Here is a 21,992-nt window from a genome sequence, read left to right on the forward strand (position 1 = left end):
TACGGCGCACGCACCACCGCACCGCACCAACGGCCGCCTGAGCGGGTCACGCCGAGGGCAGCCCGCTGTCCAGCGCAGACACGGTGAACCAGTCGTCCAGCTCGGCGGCAGGTACCGGGCGAAGGATATGGAACCCCTGCGCCTGGTCGCAGCCGTAACTGCCCAGCTGGTCCAGTGCACCTCCGTCCTCCACCCCTTCGGCGACCACTGTCAGGCCAAGGCTGTGCGCGAGGTTGATGGTTGAGGCCACCAGGGCCGCAGCCCGCGGGTCCTCGGTGATCGAAACGATGAAGGAGCGGTCAAGCTTCAGCTCGTTGATGGGCAGGTCCCGGAGGTAGGCCAGCGAGCTGTAGCCCGTGCCGAAGTCGTCAATGGCCACCCGTATGCCGCGGGACTGCAACCCGGACAGGATATCCCTGGCTCGGACCCGGTCTGGCATCATGAAATCCTCGGTGATCTCGACCATCAGCGCCGACTCCGCGAGGCCCCGCTCCTTGATCATGGCGGCAATCCGGTCCGGCAGCTCTGCGTCGATGAGTGAGCTGGCCGAGAGGTTTGCAGCCACGGTCATTGGCCTGCCCTGCGAATGCCAGATGGCTGCCTGGTCCAGGGCCAGGGTGAGCACGCGGTCATTCAGGGCGTTCATGAGCCCGCCCTCCTCCGCCAGCAGAAGAAACGAACCGGGGGCCAGCAGTCCGTGCCGGGGGTGGTTCCAGCGGACCAATGCCTCCACGCCCTTAGTTTCCCCGGTGAGCGCGTCCACCTTGGGTTGGTAATGCAGCACGAGCTGGTCCTCGATGAGCGCGGCGCGAAGCTCCTGGAGCATCCTCAGCCGCTCTTCCCCGGGACTGTGGTCCTCGCTGGCGTACACGTGGCTGCCACTGCGCGACGTTTTGGCCCGGTACATGGCCGTGTCCGCCTTGCGCAGCAGAGTCTTCAGGTCCTCCCCCTGTTCCGGGAACAGGGCGATGCCGACGCTGACACCGACCTGAAGGGCAATGCCCCTCAGTGTGAGGGGCTCACTCAGGGCAGCCCGGAGCCGGTCGGCGAGCTGCAGGGCCTCGTGCTCGCCGGCATCAAGGAGAAGGATGGCGAATTCGTCCCCGCCCAGCCGGGCTATCAGGTCACCGGGGCCCAGGCACCGGCGGAGCCGTTCGCTAACCTGGACCAGCAGCCGGTCCCCGACGTCGTGGCCCAGGCTGTCGTTGATTTCCTTGAATCTGTCCGCGTCCAGCAGGAGGAAGGCGCACGGTGCACCCTGCCGGGCGTCGAGCACGGCAGGGGCGTCGGTGTACAGCGCCCGCCGGTTCGGCAGCCCCGTTAGCTCATCCGTCCTGGCCTGCCGGCGCACCTCGGCGAGGGTGACCAGCTGGCGGAAGGCCAACTGGGTCCGGATGCCCGCTGACACCAAGGTGGCCGCAGCAAGCCCCACGGCGAGTTCCGGCACCGGGATCCCGGTGCCCACGATCAGGACCCCGAGTCCGGCGGCGGTGGCAACCATCGGAACGGCCGGCGTCCATGAGCCTTCACTGGCACCCTCGGCTTTCTCCTCCTGCCGGGCGAACCCGTCCGCCCAGGCTGCAATGAGGCACAAACCCGCTGTCCAGCCGGCATCCAGCGGCGTGCCGAGGACGTAGGTGTCGGTGGCCAGCCTGGAGGCGTAGACAACGTCAGCGGCGGCGAACACCATGAGCCCCAGCATCAGAGTTGCCCCGCTACGGCCCGTGGCAAGGCCCGGTACTGCCGCCATTCCGGCGGTCACGGCCAGAACGATGAGATCCAGGAGAGGGTAGGCGACCGCCACGGCTGTAGCCAGTGAGGAAAACCCGCCGGCGGCCGACAGCAGCGGGCTGAGCAGAACCACCAGGACGGTGGCGGCACCGAGTGAGCCGACGACGGCGTCCAGCAGCACGGAGCGCGCCAGCCGCTGGCGCAGCGGGAGCAAATAGACGAACAATCCGCCAAGTGCGAGCGGGTAGAACAGCAGGTAACCGGTATCCGCAGGCGACGGGAAGGGCAGCGATCTGGCCCCCGCGAGCGCGGCCACGTAGTAGGTGCTCCCCGCTGCAAACGCAGACAACGCCATGGCCACCAGGGCGAGTGCCCAGTGGTCCTTGGCCCGGTAGGCCGCCAGCCAGGCCACAGCCGCGGGCGCCCACGCCGCTGGCACCCCGATCCAGACGTTCACAAGCGGGCTGAACCCGTCCCGGTCCAGCAGCAAGCCACCCAGATACAGGCCCAGCAACACCCACATGAGCCACAACAGGGTGCGCCGCGTACCCTTCCCGCGGCCCAGTGTATGGCCGCTTGGAATCACGCCTGTTTTCATCCGCCCCCCAGCGTGTACAAAGCAACCGCATGTGACTCGTATCGTACGGCACGGGCAGGGTTCATCCGATAGCCGTCCTGAGATTGTGACCGCCTCTTGACTTCTGGTTACCGGCCGGTAGCTTTAGGGAAGCACCCCGGGACCCCAGACACCCGGGGGATTCGCCAAAGAAGCCCCGCACCGCCCTTTCACGGACGGTGCGGGGCTTCCGCTTCCCCATTTCAGGAAAACATGGCTGTCAGGAAAACCGGGCCGGACGGAACGTGGACAACATGGCGTGCCTGCAGCCGCTCAGGATCTCGCCGGCAAGGAGTTCGCCGACAACGAGCCCCAAGGTGGCTCCGGAGTGGGTGAACGCCACGAAGCAGCCGGGCACCTGGCCAAGTTCGCCCAGCACCGGCTCGCCGTCGCCCGGGATGGGCTTGTAGCCGATCTTCCAGCTCGCGGGCTTCAGCTCAGGGTTGCCGGCAATGAGCCTGGAGGCCTCGTCGGCGAGTTCCTGGACCACGTCGTCCGGGATGCTGAACGAACCGTCCCCGTGCTCCGTGATGTGCTCCTCGTACCAGTCGTGGTCCAGGGCAAAGGTGCCGCCCGGGTTGGGGCGCACGGCGGCCCGCGGCGTGTTCATCACGGCCCGCACATCGTGCTCCACCGGCTTGGTCAGCACCAGCATGGACACCGGGGAACCGTTGGGGATTTCAACGCCCAGGGGTGCGACGACGGCGGGCGTCGCCGCCCCGCATGCCACCAGTACCGCGTCGGCGTCGTACGTCTCGCCAGCCGCTGTTTCGACGCCCACCGCCCGGCCGCCGTCGACCACCACGGAGGACCTGCCGGCGTTCAGCACCAGCCGGCCGCCGCGCTCGTGGAACTCCTCCATGAGGAAGTCCACCAGGTCCGGCAGGCTGACCCAGCCCTCACCCGGGTTGAAGATGGCGTTTTCAGGAACAGCACCCGCATCGATGGCGGGCGTGAACGCCGCAATGCCTTCCGGTGCCAGCAGCTTCGAGTCGTAGCCGATGGACTTCTCGTAGGCGTGGCGGGCCTCAGTGATCTCCCGCTGCCCGGCGGCGTTCCACATCAGCCCGCCGCCGAACTGCAGCCACTCCCGGCTGGGATCGGCAGCGAAGAGCGTCCGGTACCGGTCCACGCCGGCGAGGCGGAGCTGGTGGTAGGGCGTGGACCGTTCACCGGCGGAGTTGAGCCAGGAGAGCGAACGGCCGGTGGCTTCGCTGGCCAGGCCCCGTTCGGTCAGCAGCGTCACGGAGGCGCCTTCGCGGAGCAGGTGGACAGCTGTGGAGACACCCAGGATGCCGCCGCCGATGACGGCGACGTGCTTGGTGGCGGTGGAGGACATGAGTTCTCCCTTTCTATGCATTTTGGACACGGTTGATAGCGACGCGGCGCTAAGGCTCAGGCCAGCGCGTGGATACCCTCGATGACTTTGAGGACTTCGAGCGGCTCTGACGGATCGACGGGCACCGGCCCCTCCCCTCGGAGGGCGGCGGCGAGCTGAACGTAGAACTCGGGGTACGCGCCCCGCTCTGCGGGAACAGGATCGGCGCCCCCGTCCACACCCAAAAGCCCCCAAGACTCCTGGGGATCGATGCCGTAGGCGGGATCCGACGGCATCACGCCGGCCGCGAGCGCGGGCTCCTGGCCGTCCAGGCCCCACTTCGTGTAGCCGGCTTCGGAGCCGAGGACGTGGAAGCGGGGGCCCACCTGGGCCGCCATCCCGTTCATCCACAGCCTGGTGCGGACGCCCGACTCGTGGAGCAGGGAGACAAAGGCTTCCGTGTCGGCGGCTCCTGGATCGGATCCGCGATTGGCGGTCTCGCCGTAGCTCTTTTCAACCGGGCCGAACAGCTGGATGGCCTGGTCGATCAGGTGCGCGCCGAGGTCGTGGAGGATTCCGCCACCCTGGGCAAGCGAGACGCTGTCGCGCCAGTTTCCAAAGCCCTCCGGACGCCACCATTCGAACCGTGATTCGAAGGTGCGCACCTCGCCCACAGCCTCCGATCGAAGCAGCTTCTGCAGGGTCAGGAAGTCGGCGTCCCACCGTCGGTTCTGGAACACCGTGAGCTGCACCCCGCCGTCGGACGCCAAGGCGATCAGTTCCGCCCCCTGGGCGGAGGTGGGCACGAAGGGCTTGTCCACCACCACGTGGAGGCCGTGGGCAATGGCTGTGGCAGCCAGGTCGAAATGGGTGTGCGGCGGAGTGCCCAGGACCACCAGATCCAGGTCGCCGGCCTGGGCGAACATCGCCTCCGGCGTCGGAACGATCCGCGCCTGCGGGTAAAGCCGGGCCGCCTCAGCGGCACGCGCCGGATCCGCCGTCACGATCACGTCCAGCGAGTAATGCGGATCCGCCGCGAGCAGCGGGGCGTGGAAAACCTTGCCGGAGATTCCAAAACCCACGACGGCGGTCCGGACGGGTGCCGCTGTACCGTTCCGCATCACAGCACCTCCGAGAGGAAGCGCTGCAGGCGTTCGCTGCGGGTTGTCGAATAGTTCGGCCGGGGTTCCGGCCTCCACGACTTCGCCTTCGTCCATGAAGACCACCTGGTCAGCGACCTTGCGGGCGAAACCCATCTCATGGGTGACTACCAGCATGGTCATGCCGCGCCGGCCGAGCCCGGCCATCAGGTTCAGGACGCCCTTGACCAGCTCCGGGTCCAGGGCACTGGTGGCTTCGTCGAAGAGCATTACCTCCGGTTCCATGGCCAACGCACGGGCGATGGCCACGCGCTGCTGCTGGCCGCCGGAGAGGTCGCGGGGCCGGTGGTCTGCGCGCTCGGCCAGGCCCACCTCAGCCAGCCGGCGGCGTGCGCGTTCGGTGGCCTCGGCCTTGGGCATGCCCTTGACGCTCCAGAGGGCCAGCGCCACGTTTTCCAGTGCGGTGTGGTCCGGGAAGAGGTTGAAGTGCTGGAACACCATGCCGATCCGGGCGCGCAGGATGTCCGGCTTGACCTGCAGGGCACTTTCGCCGGCCAGCAGCACGTCGCCGCTCTTGGGTTCGTGCAGCCGGTTAACGCCGCGCAGCAGCGTGGACTTGCCCGAGCCGGAGGGCCCGATGATGCAGGTGGTGGTCCCGGGGGCGACACTGAGGCTGACGTTGCGGAGCACCTCGATGTCGCCGTAGGCCATGGTTAGGTTCCGCAGCTCCAGGCTGGAGCCGTGGAACGTCTCGATGTCCGGGGCGGCCTTGCCGGCGCTGGTGCTGGTGTTGGCGCTTGTGAGGTTCATGTGTTGCTCCCGGTGGTGAGCGGCGAGGCCGCGTCGAGTTCGGTGACTTCCTTCAGGCCGGACGTGGGCGCGGCGGGCCGGCGGCGGCCGGTGCGGAACCTGTTGTCGAAGTAGTTGACCAGGTGGGTCAGGGGCACGGTGATCACCAGGTAGAAGATGCCGGCCATGACCAGGGGTGAGAGGTTACCGGAGAGCACGGCGGCGTCCTGGCCCACGCGGAACAGTTCGCGTTCGCTGACCAGCAGGCCGAGGAAGTAGACCAGGGAGGAGTCCTTGACGATGGCGATGAACTGGTTGACCAGGGCCGGCAGGACGCGGCGGACGCCCTGCGGGACCACCACCAGGGCCATCGACTTGGCGTAGCTCATGCCCAGGGCGCGGCAGGCCTCGCCCTGGCCCTTGTCCACGCTGAGGATGCCGGCCCGGAAGATTTCGCCGATGTAGGCGCTGGCGATGAGGCTCAGCGCGATGATTCCCAGCGGGTATGGCGAGGGCCCGAAGATCGACTGGCTGAAGCGGGCGAAGCCCTGGCCGATCAGCAGGATAGTGAGGATGGCCGGCAGGCCGCGGAAGAGGTCGGTATAGATCCGGGCCGGAATGCGCAGCCAGCGGGACCTCGAGATGCCCATGACCGCCACCACCATGCCCAGCACCACGCCAAGGATAGTGGCGGCGGCGGAGATGATCAGTGTGTTCAGAAGGCCAACCCCGAGGAGTTGGGGCAGCACCTCGAGCATTGCTTCAAAGTCGAAGAAGGTACGGCCGATGATGTTGAGCCAGTCCATTGATTGCTCTCAGACGTTAGTTGTTTGATTCGGGTGCCGGGCGGGCTGCGGGAGCAGCCCGCCCGGCGGGAACGGCGCTGTGCCGGTCCGGCTGCCGGTTACTTGCTTGCGGTCGGGGCCGGGGTCGGGGTGGCGGTCTGCTCGGCCTTGGGCAGGTACTGTTCCGGCATCGGGGAGCCCGGGAACCACTTCTGGTAGAGCTTCTTCCAGGTTCCGTCTTCCATCGCTGCGGCGAGGCCCTTGTCCAGGGCCTCCTTGAAGGCGGGCTTGTCCTTGGCGATGGCGAAGCCGGCGGGGGCGTCGAAGGACGGGATGTCCGCCGCGCTGATCAGGCCGTACTGCTCCTGGTAGGCCTTGGCAGCCTCGTAGTCGAGGAAGTGGGCGTCCACCGAGCCGCTGTTGACGGCGGCGATGGCGGTGTTGTTGTCCGGGAAGCGCACCAGGCTGGCAGACGTGAAGTTCCTCACGGCGTAAGCTTCCTGAAGCGTTCCCTGGACCACGCCCAGGCGCTTTCCGTTGAGGCCGTCGACATCCTTGATGCCCGAGTTCTTGGTGGTGATGACGGTCAGGTAGCCGGCGAGGTAGCCGCTGGAAAAGTCGACGGTTTCCTTCCGCTTGTCGGTGATACCAATGGCGGCCACGCCGACGTCGAACTGGCCGTTGGCCACGGCGGAGAGCAGACCGGAGAAGTCCTGACCGGTGAAGACCACTTTGTCTACGCCGGCGCGGTGTGCCACGTCCTTGAACAGTTCGACGTCGAAGCCGGTGAAGTTGCCCTGCGCGTCGGTGAAAGTGTACGGCTTTGAGTCGCCCAGGCTTGCCACCCGGATGGTGCCCGGTTCGATCAGTCCGTACGGGTTCTCGGCCGGGCTTGAGGTTGCGGAGGATGACCCGCCGCAGCCCGAGAGGGCGAGAATGGCCGCCAGGGCTGCGGCAGCCACCGCTGCCGGGCGGAAGTTCAGTTTGATCACAGCGTTGTCCAATCGTGGGAGGGAAAGCGGTGCTGTCAGGGGCCGCCGAAGGATTTGGTCGATGAAGCTCTTGCTGAGTCCGGTCTCAGTCCTTACGATTGAGACCGGACTCACATCGATTGCTAGAAATGTAGCGGAACTCACACGCTGCGTCAACAGCCCCTCTGGAAGGTGAACATGAGCAGTGACGGAGCAAGACGGCGGGACGTAACAGTTGCCGACGTCGCAAAAGCTGCCCAGGTGTCCAAGGCCCAGGCCGCCCGTGCCTTGGGTAATTACGGGGCCGTCAGTGAAGACGTCCGTGAGCGGGTTCTCGCCGCGGCGGAAGAGCTTGAGTACCGGCCCAATGAGCTGGCCCGCAGCATGAATACCGGGAAATCGCACACCATAGGCGTGGTGGTGGGCGACATCGAGAACCCGCATTTCGGCTTGGCCACCAGGGGGATCACGGACACCGCCAAGAAGAGCGGGTTCAACGTCATCCTGGTCAACACGGACGAGAACACCGCGGCGGAAGTCGACGCTGTCCGCGTGCTGCTCGACAAGAGGGTCGACGGCCTGATCGTCGCGCCGGCGTCGTCGGTGGAAACGCAGCACCTGCGGCGGGTACAGGAATCCGGCCGCCCGCTGGTGCTGCTGGACCGCTCGGCTGACGGCCTGGCGGTGGAGACGGTCGCGGTCGACATGGCTGCCATCTCGTACGAATCCACCCGCTATCTTCTCGACGCCGGGCACCGGAGGGTCGCCTTCATCTCGACGCTGCGCACCGGCGCTAGGTATTCGCCGGAAATGCGGCTGGATTCATCGCAGATCTCGGACCGCCTGGAAGGGATGCGGCGGGCCTTTGCTGACGCGGGGTCCAAGTTCCCGGAGGACCTCGTGCGGCTCAACGCCGGCGATGCCGGCTCCGTCCGTAACCTCACTCGCGAGGTGCTGCTGGGTGCTGACCCGGCCACCGCCGTCGTGGCTTCCGACGGCCTGATTGCCCTCAGCGTGGTGGAAGCCATTCAGGAGTTGGGACTACGAATCCCGGACGACGTGTCGTTCCTGATGTACGACGACTTCGCCTGGACCCGCCTTACCACACCGCCGCTGACGGTGGTGGCGCAACCCGTCTACGACATGGGGGCCGCGGCAGCGGGCGCCCTGATCAGGCAGATCGAGGGCCGCCCGCCATTGGCTCCGGCACCGGAGTTCAGTGCAACCCTGGTCCGCCGGGGCTCAGTGGGTCCGCTTCCGGACTCAAAGCCGGCTCACTCGGCGTCGTCGTCCTTCTCGCCTTCCTTCAGGACCAGTGCCGTGCCCTGATAGGCGCCCAGCTCCAGGAAGAAGCTGTGCAGGTCGTCGACCTGCCCCACGGCCTCGCCGCTGAAGAGGTCGTGGACGCTGGCGCCGGGGACAAGGTGGGCGGACTGGATGCTGCCCGCAATGTCCTGTCCGGAGAAGTTCAGCACGGTGGCCTGCAGGTCCCCGTCCCCGAGCCGGTTTACCAGGACAAGCAGACCGCGGTGGGAAACTTCCGGCACATCCAGCAGGGCGCTGGTGGCAATTCCGGCCTGTTCCCGCACGGCGAGGATCTTCTGCAGGCGCCGGGCGAAGGACGCCGGATCCTTGAGCTGTTCTGGCAACGGGCCGTAGAGGCTGCGGGCACGCGGCATGCCGGAGGAGGAGGCCTCCGCCTCGGGGCTGGTGCCCATGATGTCGTGTGCGCCCCGGTTGATCCAGCGGGTGTCGCCCTGCGCGGTAAGCTCCCGCACTTTCTGACGGTCAAGGGTGACTATGCCGGTGAGGTCCCAGCCGGACAGGGCAAAGACGCCAGGCTGTAGCGCGTTGTACATGGACAGCAGAATATGGACGTCAAGGATCTGGGCCCGCTGTTCGTCGGTCAGGTTCTCGGGGTCCTGGATGCCCAGGGCGGCCATGATGACGCTTGCCGTCGTGCAGGCGATGCCGTTGGTGGTGAACAACGCATTGTACGGAGCGTTCGGGCCCGTCAGCCGTTCCCGGAGGGTTTGCTGAACGTGCTCTGCCAGTTCGGCGCCGGTGAGCTCCTGGCCGTTGAGTTCGAAGACATCGTCCCTGTGGCCGGCGGCAAAATGGACCAGTTCGTAGGTCAGTTCGTCGTGGTTCTGCAGGGCATGGACCAGTGATGCCTGGTCCACGCCGATTTCCATGGCCAGCCGCAGGGTCAGGCGCAGGAATTCCGTATCGGCAGTCACCAGCGCGTAGTGGTAGGCCGGCCTGGTGACGAAGTCGTAGGAAAGGTCGGGGCCCGCCTCCGAGGTGGCTTTGATGTCGTCGATGGTCAGGTTGAGTTCCTGGAAGGAGAACCCGCCCACCTTGCGGATCATAGACCCGATCAGCTGGTTTGCCGCCTCGGACAGCGGGTGCCCCTCGGACCAGCCCGGCTGCTCCTCTGCGCTCTTCTCCACGCCCAGGAACCCGTTCGCGTCCAGCCGCAACGCACCCGTGCCCAGGTCGAGCAGCGAGTGCAGCGCGTCACCGACCACGAGCCGCATGCCCGCGAAGGTCGGGTCCAGCCAGTTGATGGACGGCTGGCCGGCCTTGAAGTAGTGGAGGTAGACCCAGCGCCTGGTTTTCCCGGCCGTGTCCACGATCGGGCGGGTGGCGCTCCAGTTGGTCTCCTTGACCCCGGGCTCATAGAAGATCACGCGCTGCAGCCGGCCGATGATGTACCCGGCCTTCTGCAGTGCCTGCTCCGCGTCGGGGCTGAGGTTGACCGAGTCTTCGCCTTCGGGAACGTCCGGCAGCAGGTGCCAGTCCTCTTCCGGGATGTCGATCATGTGGTAAATGCCGGGGTAGTCCCGGAAGTTCATCTCGGCCAGGCGGAAGTCGGCCCCCTTGCCCGTGTGGCCGGGAACGATGTCATCGATCACCGTGCCGTCATGGTCGGCCGCGACCTCGCACATCTTGCGGAATTCGTCCTCGGTGCCGAATACCGGGTCGATCGCCATGCTGATGCGGTCGAAGTGCCCGTCCACGCTCGGTGTCTGGGACCAGCCGCTGATGCCGCCGGCGAGCTTGACCGGACCGGTGTGCAGCCCCCTGATCCCGATCTCGCGGAAAGCATCCCACAACTCAGGATCTCCCAAAGCCGAGAGGAAGGACTGGCCCGGGCGGGTGATGAAGGACAGGGGGTAGGCGGTAAACCAGACGGGGGCGCGTTCCACGGCCGCCCGCGGGTTGGGATGGGCATACGAGTTCTGCCACATGCTGGCCTGCCCTGAGAGCTGCCGCGCCATGACGTTAGCGTCGCCCAGCATCGCCTGGTTGCGCAGCCACTCAACATAGGCCGCGTTGCGCCCGTCGAATTCCAGCGAGGGGCGGTCGGCGAAGAACTGCCGGCGGCGGGCAATCGGCCTCAGCGCCTTGGGACGGGCGGGATAGAACTGCTCGTCGTAGGTGATGTCGACCGCCTCAGTCACTTCCGGCGCTTCGGCTGCTTCGGCCAATTCCGGCGCTTCGGCCGCCTCGGCTGCTGAGTCAGCCGGAGCCGCTTCGTCGGCTGGGACCGCTCCTGCCTCGGGTCCGAATCCGTTGCTCTCGCCGTCAAACTCGTCGGCTGCTGAAACGCTCTGGTTGAAGCTTGCTTCCCGCACAGACTGCTCCTTTATCGGTGGTTGCTGCGTGGCACCCCCGGGGTGTTCTCAAGTGTTTCCGTACCCCGGCATGTCGAGAGTATTCACGCTTGTCCGCTTCGCCCACCCTATGCCGAGGGCCGCAGGAATATCGACTATTGCCGTCAGCGGTTCTTTCAGCCGGTTGTCTCACCGTCCCCCCGCTGCTCCCTCGTCACCGGGTCGAGCAGGGCCAGCCGGGCCTACGTGCTGAGGTCCCAGTGGGCTCGGATTGCCTCTGCAATCGGACTAACGGTGACGTCCACCCGGAAAGCAACGGGCGCGGTCCCTGTCTCTTCGATTGTCGCGTCACGGTACACGCGGCCGCATGAGGGACAGAGCGTGTAAAGGTCCTCATCAGCAGGCCATTGCGCCAACTCCACGGGTATGGAGGTGTTTCCTCCGACGTAAACGGGAACGCCTTGTGAGTTTGCCTGTATCAGTCCGTCCTTGCTGACGGTGTTGCCGCAGACACAGGTGATGGTGGTGACGTCATGACCGATCACGTCGGCGGTTTCAGTGTCCACGATGAGCTCCCCGGTGCTGGAAGCGACCTTCTGGTATTAGCTTATGCCTGCCGGAACGTTCGTGTCGCTGCACAGAAGGCCCCGGACCCAAAGGTCCGGGGCTGCGCGAAAGTCGCTTACCGCTGGATGCTCACCGTGAGGTCCAGATGGATGTCAGTGTCGGCGGCAAGGCGGGTCTGGAGGTAACGGGCAAGACTCGCGTCGGTGGCAGTATGAGCGCTCTGCGGGATCGCCCCGCGGAGGAGAGCCTTGGAATTGGTGGACTTGACCATGTCCAACGGCACCCAGCCACGGTGGGTGGAAGTGAGGCGTTCCAAGTCGGTGCGGAAGGAGCGAGTGTGGTCGTCGCGGACCGTGGCGCACATGGTGAACGGGATGAAGGCGGTAGGCAAAGATGTCCTTTCACGAGGCAGCCGATTGTCGGCGCCCACTTAAAGGAAGGTCTTTTCGGTCGCGGCTATTCCTTCAGGCGGGTTTAAGAGTCCGACGTCACGGCAGGGTGATGCTGGCCGCGGGGTGGCGAGCTAGTTCCCGTAATGCCGGAGACGGCAGGCCTTGCCGGCTTTTCGGAAGACCGTCAGCCCGTCCTTTTGGTGGACCACGGCTCGGCCCTTTCCCTCCTCCTGGAGGATCCAGAAAACGCTGCCGTCCAGGGCCACCATGTCAACGCGACCGGCGGCCACCTTCTGCCGGTCGCGGCATACGGTCACCTCGTCCGCACGCGAAAGCTTGCACCAGTCGGGGACGGGCTCCAGGGGGTTTGAGGCGTGCCGGGATCCTGAACGGGAGCCCGGCCCGCCTCTTACCAAGCGGTGCTTCGAGTTCTAAAACTGGCCGCCGTCGGCCTTCACGGCCAAAACGGGACGGTCAGCCTGCATGAGGATGCGCTGTGCGTGGCTGCCGAGGATGAACTTGCCCACCTGCGTGCGGTGTCGCAGCCCGATGACAATCAGGGAGGCATTTTCCTCCCGGGCGACATCGAGGAACTCATCCGCCAGGTCATGCTGGTAGGGCGGCTGGATCACCCGGGCCGTGACGCCTGCGTCCGCTGCCTGCCTGGAGGCCTTGGCCAGGACATCGTCCGGTGCCACAGACTTGTCCACCAGGGCGCCTTCACGGGCGGAGTTAACGATCACCAGGTCCTGGTTGCGAAGGCGGGCCTCCGCAATGCCGGCCGCGAGGGCCGCCTCCCCCGCCGGGGTGGGGACGAATCCAACGATGATGCTCATACCTTCTCCTTGATTTCTGTGGCGGCGGTTCGCGCAGGGACGGTGGCCTTGCGCTTGGCCAGTGCCGAGCGGATGCCCGGCAGCGCGGCCACGAGGACGAACACGATAAGGAGCGTGGCGGAGATTGGCCGGCCGAAGAAGCCCAGCGGGTCGCCGCCGAACACCAGCAGGGCCCGACGCAGGGAGCTTTCCAGCAGTGAACCCAGCACGAATGCCAGCACCAGCGGACCCGGTTCGAAGCCGAACTTCTTCATCAGGTAGCCCACGATCCCGAAGACCACCACGAGCGTTACATCGAACATGCTGTTGTTGATCGTGTACGCGCCGAGCAGGGTGATCAGAGCTGTGATGGGCGCCAGGATGGCGGCGCGTACGCGGAGGATCTTCACGAAGATCCCCACCAGCGGCAGGCTCATGATCAGCAGCAGGATGTTGCCGATGTACATCGAGTTCACCACGCCCCAGAACAGTCCCGGGTCCTGCTCCACGAGCTGCGGCCCGGGCGTAACGCCCTGGATGAGCAGCGCGCCGAACATCAGTGCCATAGTGGCGTTGGCCGGGATGCCGAGGGTCAGCAGCGGAATGAACGAGGACGTCGCCGCCGCGTTGTTGGCGGTTTCCGGCCCGGCCACGCCTTCCGGCGCGCCCTTGCCGAAGCGCTCGGGCTGCTTGGCCCGCTTCTTCTCCATGGCGTAGGAGGCCATCGAGGCAATGGTGGCTCCGCCGCCGGGCAGGATGCCCAGGAAGAAGCCGAGGACCGAGCCGCGTCCGATGGCACCGGACGCCTGCTTGAGGTCGCCCCGGGAGGGCCAGACGTTTGCGACGGCGGAGGGCGCCTTCGCCGCGCGGTGCCGCTCTTCGAGGTTGTACATGATCTCGCCGAGGCCGAAAATTCCCATGGCGATCGGCACGAAGTCGATGCCGTCGGCGAGCTCCAGGCTGCCAAAGGTGAACCGGTTTTCACCGGTGAAGATGTCCCGGCCAACAGTGGCGAGCAGCAGGCCGAGGGCGGCGGCGATGAGTGCCTTGGTCTTTGACCCGCTGCTGATGGTGGCCACCAGCAGGATGCCCAGCAGCGCCAGGGCGGTGTACTCGGCGGGGCCGAAGTCCAGCGCGAAGCTCGCCACGATCGGGGCCAGGAAGGTCAGCCCGATAATCGACGCGGTACCGCCGATGAATGAACCGATCGATGCCAGGCCCAGGGCCGTTCCGGCCCGTCCCTGCTTGGCCATTTGGTAGCCGTCGAAGACAGTGACTACCGAGGATGCCTCGCCGGGAAGGCGCAGGAGCACCGAGGTGATGGTGCCGCCGTACTGGGCGCCGTAGAAGATGCCGGCCAGCATGATGATGGCGGTGACGGGCTCTACGTTGTAGGTGAGCGGAAGCAGGATGGCGATGGTTGCCGCGGGCCCCAGACCGGGCAATACACCGATCAGCATGCCGATGACGACGCCGATCAGGCAGTACAGGAGGTTCATTGGCTCCAGGACGACTGCAAATCCGTTGATCACGGGATTCAGGAAATCCACGGTGGTCTCCTAGAAGAGGTGGGGGATGGAAGTGTTGAGCGCCGTCACGAAGATGCCGTAGAAGGCGGCCACCACGACGGCGCTGACCACGAGCGTGGAGCGCCAGGTTTCGCCGCCGAGGAAGCGCATCCAGATGATGCACAGCACCAGCGCCGGCACTTCGAAGCCGGAGAGCGGCATGAGGGCCACCATGGCGGCCAGGGTGACCAGCCCGGTCAGCGGGGCCGTGGACATGCGGGTGAACTTCTCCGCGTCCCGGTTGTGCCGGCCCATGATCAGCTGGAACAGCCCGAGGGCCACCATGACGCAGCTGATCATGAACGGCCACAGGCCCGGCTGGGGGGCGGACGGAGTGCCCAGGCCCATGGCAATGGACAGGACCACGGCTCCGACGCCGACGCCGATGACCACGAGGGAGGACCCCACGTTGGCCAGCGCGCCGGCAGCAGGGGGCTTTTCTTCCTCCCACTGGGCTGCGAGCTGTTCCGGCGTCAAGTCATCGACATCGGTGCCGGGAAGATCGTGGGTGCCGTTCCCGGCGGAGGAAGCAGCGTTGGAGCTGTCCCCTCCGCCGGATACAGGTGTTGCTGCCTGCACAGGAATCACTTGTTCCCGGCGAGGCTGATGTCGTACTTCTCCACCAGGGCTTTGTACTTGGCTGCGTAGTCCTTCCACTGGGTGACTACTTCCTCGCCGGAGATTTCCTTCGGAGTCAGCATGTTCTTCTTGTTGAACTCCTTGTACGCGTCCGACTTCAGGGTGTCCTGGATGGCGCTAAGGAGCTTGTCCTTGACTTCCTGCGGGGTTCCCTTGGGAGCGGCGATGGCGCGGTACTGCGCGACCGGAACGTCATAGCCGGATTCCTTAGCGGTGGGCGTGTCCGGCAGGAAGGAGTTGCGCTCCTCCGAGAAGACCAGCAGCGGGGCCACCTTGCCGGCCTGGATCTGCGGCATAGCCTCGCCGAGCTGGATCGTGGCCAGTTCCACCTGGTTGCCCAGGACGGCGGTCAGGGCGGGCTTTCCGCTGTCGAAGGGAACGTCGGTCCCCTTCACGTTGGCCTGCTTGAAGAGAACGGTCTGGGCGAGCTGGCTGCCGGTGCCGACGCCTGTGGTGCCGTAGGTGACGTTGCGGCCTGCAGAGGTCACGTCCTTGATGGACTTGAAGCCGGACTTTTCGCTGGCAACCAGGACGTAGTCGTCCTGGGACAGGCCGGAGATGACGTCATAGTCATCGATGTTGACGGCCTCGTCCTGGGTCACGGCCAGCGGCGTGATGGTGATCAGGGAAGCGTTGATCAGCAGCAGGTTCTGACCGTCGGCCGGCTTGCCTGCCACCTCCTTGCTGGCCAGTGCGCCGTTGGCGCCGGGCTTGTTCACCACGGGCATCGGGGCGCCGAGGGTCTTGGCCGCGCCTTCGGAGATGGCCCGCGCGATGAGGTCGGTGCTGCCGCCCGGGGCCTGGCCGACGGTGAGGTTGACCGGGCCGTTGGGGTACTTCGACGAATCGCTGCTGCCGCCGGAAACGTTGCCGCATGCGGTCATGGCCAGCAGGGTGATGGCCGACGCCGCTCCGAGAACGGCGCGGCGGGTGGGGAAGTGCATCATTGAAACTCCTCGTTTGCACTGCGGGCTGCCTCAGCCCTTGGGGGTATGTGAACCGGGTCACTGCCGGTTCGCTAGGTCGAGTGTAGGGAGGGGCTATGATGCATGTCTAAGCCCAAATATGCATCGAGTAATACCGGGAGAGCATCATGTTTACCTTCGACCAGTTGACTGGGTTCATCGCCGTGGCCGAGGAACTGCACTTTGGCCGGGCCGCCGAGCGCCTCAACATGACCCAGCCGCCGCTCAGCCGCCAGATCCAGAAACTGGAGAAGACCGTGGGCGCCGAACTCCTCGACCGGGACAACCGCCGGGTTGAGCTGACCGCCGCCGGACGGGCGTTCCTGGACGAGGCGCGCAGGCTCATGGCACTGGCGAGCCGGGCACCCGTGACGGCACGGCGCATTGCCTCCGGCCGGCAGGGCCATCTCCGTATCGGCTTCACGGCCGCGAGCGGGTTCAGCATCCTGGGTCCGCTGCTGGAGGAAATCGGCGCAATCGTGCCCGACGTGGACATCGACCTCCAGGAACTGGTCACCGGCGAACAGATCCAGGGCCTGCTCACCGGCGAACTGGATCTCGGCCTCGCGCGTCCGCCCTTCGACACCGAGGTTTTCAACTCCCATCTGCTGTACCGGGAGTCCATGGTGCTGGCGGTTCCGGCGTCGCATCCCCTTGCGGACCTCAAGCGGGACATCCAGAACGAGGATCTCAAGGACGAGCCGCTCATCATGCACTCCCCCACGCAGGCCAGGTACTTCTACGACCTCGTGGTCCGCCTGCACGATATCCGGCACGAGAACGTGGTCCACACGGTCAGCCAGATCCTCACCATGGTCTCGCTCGTGGCGGCCAAGCGCGGCGTGGCTTTCGTGCCGCACTCGGCAACAGCGCTGGGCATCCGTGGGGTTTCCTTCCTGCGGCTGGCCAGCGGCGAGGAGGAGCCCGTGGAGCTGCATGCCATCTGGAACCGCGACGCCAAGAACCCGGCGCTGGTTCGCCTGTTGCGCGACTTGGAGTTTGCGGCCAACTGAGCTCTTCCGGCCCCGGCCAGCTCAATGCGCGGAGGGTATCAATAGATACAAAAAAGCACTTAGACAGGCATAGCGCCAGTCCCTAGGCTGAAAAGGAAGCACACCGCCTCCGCCGCCCCCGGCACCGACTCCAAGGACAATCCCGTGGCTAAACTTTCACCCCAGGAACTCGCCAACACCCTCAAGGACGGGCTGCTGTCCTTCCCCGTGACCTCCTTCGATGCAGAGCTGCGGTTCGACGAGGAAAACTACCGCAAGCACCTGGCATGGCAGGCCAGCTACCCCGTTGCCGGCCTGTTTGCTGCCGGTGGAACGGGTGAGGGTTTCTCCCTCACTCCGGCCGAGTCGGCCCGCGTGGTCCGCGCCGCCGTCGAGGAAGTCGGCAGCACCGTCCCCGTTCTGGCTTCCGCCGGCGGCTCCACCGCCCAGGCCATCGAAAACGCCAAGGCTGCCGAGGCCGCCGGAGCCGAGGGCATCCTGCTGCTGCCGCCTTACCTGACCGAAGCGGACCAGGGCGGCCTGATCGAGCACGTCAGCGCGGTCTGCAGCTCCACGTCCCTCGGCGTCATCATCTACAACCGCGCCAACGCCATCTACAAGGACACCACCGTGGCCACCCTGGCCGACCGCCACGAAAACCTGATCGGGTTCAAGGACGGCGTGGGGGACCTTGAGCATGACGCCCGCGTCTACGCCAAGCTCGGCGACCGCCTGTTCTACCTCGGCGGCCTGCCGACGGCCGAAACCTTCGCCCTCCCGCTGCTGCAGCTGGGCATGAGCACCTACTCCAGCGCCATGTACAACTTCGTCCCGCAGTTCGCCCTGGACTTCTACCAGGACGTGCGCAACCAGGACCGCGTCGCCGTCAACCAGAAGCTCAACGACTTCGTGATCCCGTACCTGGACATCCGCGACCGGGTCAAGGGCTACTCCGTGTCCATCGTCAAGGGCGGCCTGGACGCCATCGGCCGCTCGGCCGGCGGGGTCCGTCCGCCGCTGCAGAACCTTGCGCCGCAGGACCTCGCAGACCTCAAAGCACTCATCGCCACCGTCTCCTGATCCACCCTCTCCTAGGAGTAACCACCGTGACCCTCACCGGACATTCCCTGATCGCAGGGCAGCCAGTCGCAGGCGAAGGCAAGACCGCCTTCGGATTCAACCCCGCAACCAACGAACAGCTTGAGCCCACCTACACTCTGCTCACCGAAGAGCAGTTGAAGGCAGCGACCGCCGCCGCAGCCGATGCGTACCCGTCCTTCAGCACGCTCGACCCCGAGACGCACGCCGGCTTCCTGGAAGCCATCGCCGGCAACATCGAAGCCATCGGCGACGAACTGACAGTCCGTGCCGGCCAGGAGACCGGCCTGCCGGCCGCGCGTCTGCAGGGTGAACGCGCCCGCACCACCGGACAGCTGCGGCTCTTCGCCAACGTGGTCCGCCAGGGTGACTTCCGCGGCGTGCGCATCGATCCGGCCCTCCCGGACCGGACGCCGCTGCCCCGCGCCGACATCCGCCAGCGCCAGATCCCGCTCGGTCCTGTCGCCGTCTTCGGTGCCAGCAACTTCCCGTTGGCCTTTTCGACGGCGGGCGGCGACACCGCCTCAGCCCTCGCCGCAGGCTGCCCCGTGGTCTTCAAGGCACACAACGCCCACCCCGGCACCAGCGAACTGGTGGGCCAGGCCATCGCCAAGGCCGTTGCGGACCTCGGGCTCCACCCGGGCGTCTTCTCCCTGATCTACGGCCCGGGCAGCAGCATCGGCCAGTCCCTCGTGGCAGACCCGGCCATCAAGGCCGTGGGCTTCACCGGGTCGCAGAGCGCCGGAATCGCCCTGATGCGCACCGCCGCCGCCCGGCCGGAACCCATCCCCGTGTACGCGGAGATGTCCTCGCTCAACCCCGTGTTCGTCTTCCCCGGCGCCCTGAATGGCTCCGCCGAAGAGATTGACGCCCTGGCACAGCAGTACGTCACCGCCGTCACCGGCAGCTCCGGCCAGCTCTGCACCTCCCCCGGCCTGCTGTTCGCCCCGGCCGGTGAGGCAGGCAACAAACTGGCTGCCGCCGTCGGACGTGCTGTTTCCACCTGTGCCGGCCAGACGATGCTGACTGCCGGCATCGCCGGCTCCTGGAACTCCGGGACCGAGGCGCTCGGCGCCGCCGAGAACGTGACGGTCGTGGGGACCGGAACCCCCGGCCCCACCGAGAACGCGCCGGCACCGGCCATCTACGGCACGGAAATCCGCGACTTCATCAGCAACGAAGTGCTGCACGCGGAAATCTTCGGCGCAGCGTCCCTGGTGATCCGCTACTCCTCCGCCGAGGAACTCATCGAGGCCACCAACCGGATCGAGGGGCAGCTCACCGCTTCCCTGCAGCTCACCGAAGAGGACTACCCGACGGCGGCACGCCTGATCCCCGCACTCGAGCAGAAAGTTGGGCGCATCATCGTGAACGGCTGGCCCACCGGCGTCGAAGTCGGCCATGCCATGGTCCACGGCGGACCCTTCCCCGCCACGTCTGACACGCGCACCACCTCCGTGGGTACGCTGGCCATTAACCGGTTCCTCCGCCCGGTCGCCTACCAGAACCTGCCCCAGGAACTGCTGCCCGTACCGCTTCAGGACACCAACCCGTGGCAGCTGAACCGCCGGATTGACGGCACGGTTGTCGCCGCTGACGCCACTCAGACACAGAAAGAGGAGGTCAACGCATGACCGCCCAGCCGACAATCGCCCGCGTGGAGGTAGTCCCGGTTGCGGGCTACGACAGCATGCTGATGAACCTCAGCGGCGCCCACGGGCCGTTCTTCACCCGGAACGTGGTCATCGTGACCGACTCCGACGGCCGGACAGGCCTCGGCGAGGTCCCGGGCGGCGAGAAGATCCGCACCACCATCGAGGAAGCCGGTGCGCTGATCGCCGGCAGGCCGGTGGCCCGCTACCGCTCGCTGCTGCGCGAGATCGCCGCGGAGTTCGCGGACCGCGACGCCGGCGGCCGCGGCCTGCAGACCTTCGACCTGCGCACCACCGTCCACGCTGTCACCGCCGTCGAGTCCGCACTGCTGGACCTGCACGGCCAGTTCCTTGGCGTCCCGGTGGCCGAACTGCTGGGCGACGGCCAGCAGCGCACGTCCGTGCCGATGCTCGGCTACCTGTTCTTCGTCGGCGACCACAAGCGGACGGATCTTCCGTACCTCGTGGAGGACGCGCCGTCGGACCGCTGGGAAGAACTGCGCCGCCAGGAGGCAATGACCCCCGAGGCCGTTGTCGCCCTGGCGGAGGCCGCGCAGGAACGTTACGGCTTCAGCGACTTCAAGCTCAAGGGCGGCGTGCTGTCCGGCGACGACGAAGTGGACGTGGTCACCGCACTGGCCAAGCGCTTCCCGGACGCCCGCGTCACGCTGGATCCGAACGGCGGCTGGCTGCTCGAGGAAGCCATCCGGCTGGGCAAGCGGATGCAGGGCGTCGTGGCCTACGCCGAGGACCCCTGCGGCGCCGAGGGCCGCTTCTCCGGGCGCGAGGTCATGGCCGAGTTCCGCCGTGCCACCGGCCTGAAGACGGCCACCAACATGATCGCCACGGACTGGCGCGAAATGGCGCACGCCATCCGCAGCAACGCCGTGGACATTCCGCTGGCGGACCCGCACTTCTGGACCATGCACGGTTCTGTCCGGGTGGCGCAGCTGTGCAACGAGTTTGGCCTGACCTGGGGCTCACACTCGAACAACCACTTCGACATCTCGCTGGCCATGTTCACTCACACCGGCGCAGCCGCGCCCGGCGAGATCACCGCGCTGGACACGCACTGGATCTGGCAGGACGGGCAGGGCCTCACCAAGAACCCGCTGCAGATCAAGGGCGGCGCCATCGAGGTTCCGGCCGCGCCCGGACTGGGCATCGAGCTGGACCGCGAGGCGCTGGACCAGGCGCACCAGCTGTACCTGCAGCACGGCCTGGATGCCCGCGACGACAGCATCGGCATGCAGTACTACATCGACGGCTGGTCCTTCGACCCGAAGCGTCCCTGCCTGGTCCGGTAGGCCGTTCCCGGCTGCCTTCCGGCAACGCTAGTAGATTTCCGCACATACAGATAAATAGAAGGGTCAAGAGTGGGCGGCGTTGTCTCCGGAATACTCATCGTTTCGGCAGTCATCGCCGTCGGTTACCTCGCAGCAAGGTTCCGCATTCTGGGTCCCGAGGTCCAGGGTGCGCTGACCCGCACAGCCTTCTACATCACAAACCCCGCCCTGCTTTACACCGTGGTGGCCGGCTCGGACATCCGGGCCGCCCTCGGCACTGATGCCCCGCTGGCGCTGCTTTCGGCAGCGGCCGTGGGGCTTCTTTACTGGCTGCTCAGCTTCCTGTTCTTCCGCCGCCCCGCTGCGGAGACCGCCGTCGGCGCGATGGCCAGCAGTTACGCGAACGCCAACAACATCGGCATTCCGGTCTCGCTGTACGCCGTCGGAACCGCCCAGCATGTGGCACCGGTGCTGCTGGTGCAGCTCCTGGTTTTAGCCCCGTTCTACCTCACGCTCCTGGGAGTCTTCTCCGGTGCCCGGATTTCGTGGAAGAAAGTGCTGCTCCAGCCGCTGTCCAACCCCATGATCATTGCCTCGGCGCTCGGCGCCGTGGTTGCGCTCACGGGCTGGCAGGAACCGGACCTGCTGCAGAAACCCATCGACATGCTGGCGGGCGGAGCCGTCCCCATGGTGCTTCTTGCCTTCGGCCTGTCGCTGGCCGGAAGGGCGCCCCTGCAGAAGGATGACGGCCGGACAGAGACCCTCGTGGCAACGTTCCTAAAGATCGCCGGCATGCCCGCGATGGTCTGGCTGTTGGGGCGTTTTGTCTTTGGCCTGGAGGGGCAGCATCTGCTGGCCAGCGTGATCATGGCGGCCCTGCCTACGGCGCAGAACGTCTTCCTCTTCGCCTCACCCTATGGCCGGGGCATGACCGTGGCCCGCGACGTGATCCTCTGCACCACCATCCTGTGCGTGGGGGCGCTGCTGGTTGTTGCCTGGGCCGCCGGGTAGGGAGCGGGCATTCTTATTGCCCCCACCTAACGTCACACAACGCTGCGGCATCCGGATCCGGATAAGCAACGACCTAC

General features: G+C 66.4%; 18 protein-coding genes and 1 pseudogene. 6 read left to right on the forward strand and 13 right to left on the reverse strand.

Translation table 11 applies throughout. The annotated features are described in order from the left end of the window. Positions 1 to 46 precede the first annotated feature (46 nt). From J7I85_RS07805 to J7I85_RS07830, 6 genes and pseudogenes are all read right to left on the reverse strand, one after another. Entirely contained in the window at positions 47 to 2,329 is a 2,283-nt protein-coding gene (locus J7I85_RS07805) for a bifunctional diguanylate cyclase/phosphodiesterase (protein WP_214849223.1), read from the reverse strand. A gap of 238 nt (positions 2,330 to 2,567) precedes the next feature. After that, positions 2,568 to 3,686: an FAD-binding oxidoreductase gene (locus tag J7I85_RS07810; protein ID WP_214849226.1), complete on the reverse strand. Its 1,119-nt coding sequence runs from the start codon at positions 3,684 to 3,686 to the stop codon at positions 2,568 to 2,570. 56 nt (positions 3,687 to 3,742) lie between these two features. After that, entirely contained in the window at positions 3,743 to 4,786 is a 1,044-nt protein-coding gene (locus tag J7I85_RS07815; RefSeq protein ID WP_214849233.1) for a Gfo/Idh/MocA family oxidoreductase, read from the reverse strand. Beyond that, positions 4,786 to 5,575, reverse strand: a pseudogene (locus J7I85_RS07820) (amino acid ABC transporter ATP-binding protein). The gene J7I85_RS07815 and the pseudogene J7I85_RS07820 overlap by 1 nt, the downstream one beginning before the upstream one ends. Continuing rightward, the gene (locus J7I85_RS07825) at positions 5,572 to 6,360 is read right to left on the reverse strand and encodes an amino acid ABC transporter permease (RefSeq protein ID WP_214849240.1); all 789 of its coding nucleotides are present in this window, start codon (positions 6,358 to 6,360) and stop codon (positions 5,572 to 5,574) included. Before J7I85_RS07825 ends, J7I85_RS07820 begins: the two are co-directional and overlap by 4 nt. A gap of 98 nt (positions 6,361 to 6,458) precedes the next feature. Beyond that, complete coding sequence (locus J7I85_RS07830) at positions 6,459 to 7,331, reverse strand: ABC transporter substrate-binding protein (protein WP_214849243.1); 873 nt, start codon at positions 7,329 to 7,331, stop codon at positions 6,459 to 6,461. Between the two features lie 177 nt (positions 7,332 to 7,508). Here J7I85_RS07830 and J7I85_RS07835 point away from each other — a divergent pair, with 177 nt between their 5' ends. Next, positions 7,509 to 8,639, forward strand: coding sequence for a LacI family DNA-binding transcriptional regulator (locus tag J7I85_RS07835; protein WP_214849246.1), 1,131 nt, complete (start codon positions 7,509 to 7,511; stop codon positions 8,637 to 8,639). On the opposite strand, the gene treS is transcribed toward J7I85_RS07835, so the two are convergent. From treS to J7I85_RS07870, 7 genes are all read right to left on the reverse strand, one after another. Further along, the gene (treS, locus tag J7I85_RS07840; RefSeq protein ID WP_251024068.1) at positions 8,585 to 10,804 is read right to left on the reverse strand and encodes a maltose alpha-D-glucosyltransferase; all 2,220 of its coding nucleotides are present in this window, start codon (positions 10,802 to 10,804) and stop codon (positions 8,585 to 8,587) included. The genes J7I85_RS07835 and treS overlap by 55 nt on opposite strands. A gap of 368 nt (positions 10,805 to 11,172) precedes the next feature. Continuing rightward, entirely contained in the window at positions 11,173 to 11,496 is a 324-nt protein-coding gene (locus tag J7I85_RS07845) for a hypothetical protein (RefSeq protein WP_214849260.1), read from the reverse strand. Between the two features lie 116 nt (positions 11,497 to 11,612). After that, on the reverse strand, positions 11,613 to 11,888 hold the full coding sequence (locus J7I85_RS07850) for a hypothetical protein (protein ID WP_214849263.1): 276 nt from the start codon (positions 11,886 to 11,888) through the stop codon (positions 11,613 to 11,615). 432 nt (positions 11,889 to 12,320) lie between these two features. Beyond that, positions 12,321 to 12,725, reverse strand: coding sequence for a universal stress protein (locus tag J7I85_RS07855; protein WP_214849266.1), 405 nt, complete (start codon positions 12,723 to 12,725; stop codon positions 12,321 to 12,323). Continuing rightward, positions 12,722 to 14,254 carry a tripartite tricarboxylate transporter permease gene (locus J7I85_RS07860; protein ID WP_214849275.1) on the reverse strand — a complete coding sequence of 511 codons (1,533 nt, stop codon included), beginning with the start codon at positions 14,252 to 14,254 and terminating at the stop codon, positions 12,722 to 12,724. The genes J7I85_RS07855 and J7I85_RS07860 overlap by 4 nt, the downstream gene beginning before the upstream one ends. 9 nt (positions 14,255 to 14,263) lie before the next feature. After that, positions 14,264 to 14,851 (reverse strand): tripartite tricarboxylate transporter TctB family protein, encoded by a 588-nt coding sequence (locus J7I85_RS07865; protein WP_214849278.1) that lies wholly within the window; start codon positions 14,849 to 14,851, stop codon positions 14,264 to 14,266. 5 nt (positions 14,852 to 14,856) lie between these two features. Then, the gene (locus tag J7I85_RS07870; protein WP_214849281.1) at positions 14,857 to 15,858 is read right to left on the reverse strand and encodes a tripartite tricarboxylate transporter substrate binding protein; all 1,002 of its coding nucleotides are present in this window, start codon (positions 15,856 to 15,858) and stop codon (positions 14,857 to 14,859) included. Between the two features lie 146 nt (positions 15,859 to 16,004). Here J7I85_RS07870 and J7I85_RS07875 point away from each other — a divergent pair, with 146 nt between their 5' ends. The 5 genes from J7I85_RS07875 (at position 16,005) to J7I85_RS07895 (ending at position 21,915) form a co-directional block, all read left to right on the forward strand. Continuing rightward, entirely contained in the window at positions 16,005 to 16,889 is an 885-nt protein-coding gene (locus J7I85_RS07875) for a LysR family transcriptional regulator (RefSeq protein ID WP_214849284.1), read from the forward strand. A gap of 144 nt (positions 16,890 to 17,033) precedes the next feature. Beyond that, positions 17,034 to 17,948, forward strand: coding sequence for a 5-dehydro-4-deoxyglucarate dehydratase (gene kdgD / locus J7I85_RS07880; protein ID WP_214849287.1), 915 nt, complete (start codon positions 17,034 to 17,036; stop codon positions 17,946 to 17,948). 26 nt (positions 17,949 to 17,974) lie between these two features. Then, positions 17,975 to 19,600 carry an aldehyde dehydrogenase (NADP(+)) gene (locus J7I85_RS07885; protein ID WP_214849290.1) on the forward strand — a complete coding sequence of 542 codons (1,626 nt, stop codon included), beginning with the start codon at positions 17,975 to 17,977 and terminating at the stop codon, positions 19,598 to 19,600. Further along, the gene (locus J7I85_RS07890; RefSeq protein WP_214849312.1) at positions 19,597 to 20,925 is read left to right on the forward strand and encodes an enolase C-terminal domain-like protein; all 1,329 of its coding nucleotides are present in this window, start codon (positions 19,597 to 19,599) and stop codon (positions 20,923 to 20,925) included. The genes J7I85_RS07885 and J7I85_RS07890 overlap by 4 nt, the downstream gene beginning before the upstream one ends. 69 nt (positions 20,926 to 20,994) lie before the next feature. Further along, positions 20,995 to 21,915, forward strand: coding sequence for an AEC family transporter (locus tag J7I85_RS07895; RefSeq protein ID WP_214849314.1), 921 nt, complete (start codon positions 20,995 to 20,997; stop codon positions 21,913 to 21,915). Positions 21,916 to 21,992 lie beyond the last annotated feature (77 nt).

The organism is Arthrobacter sp. ISL-65 (assembly GCF_018613795.1).
Classification (GTDB): Bacteria; Actinomycetota; Actinomycetes; order Actinomycetales; family Micrococcaceae; genus Arthrobacter.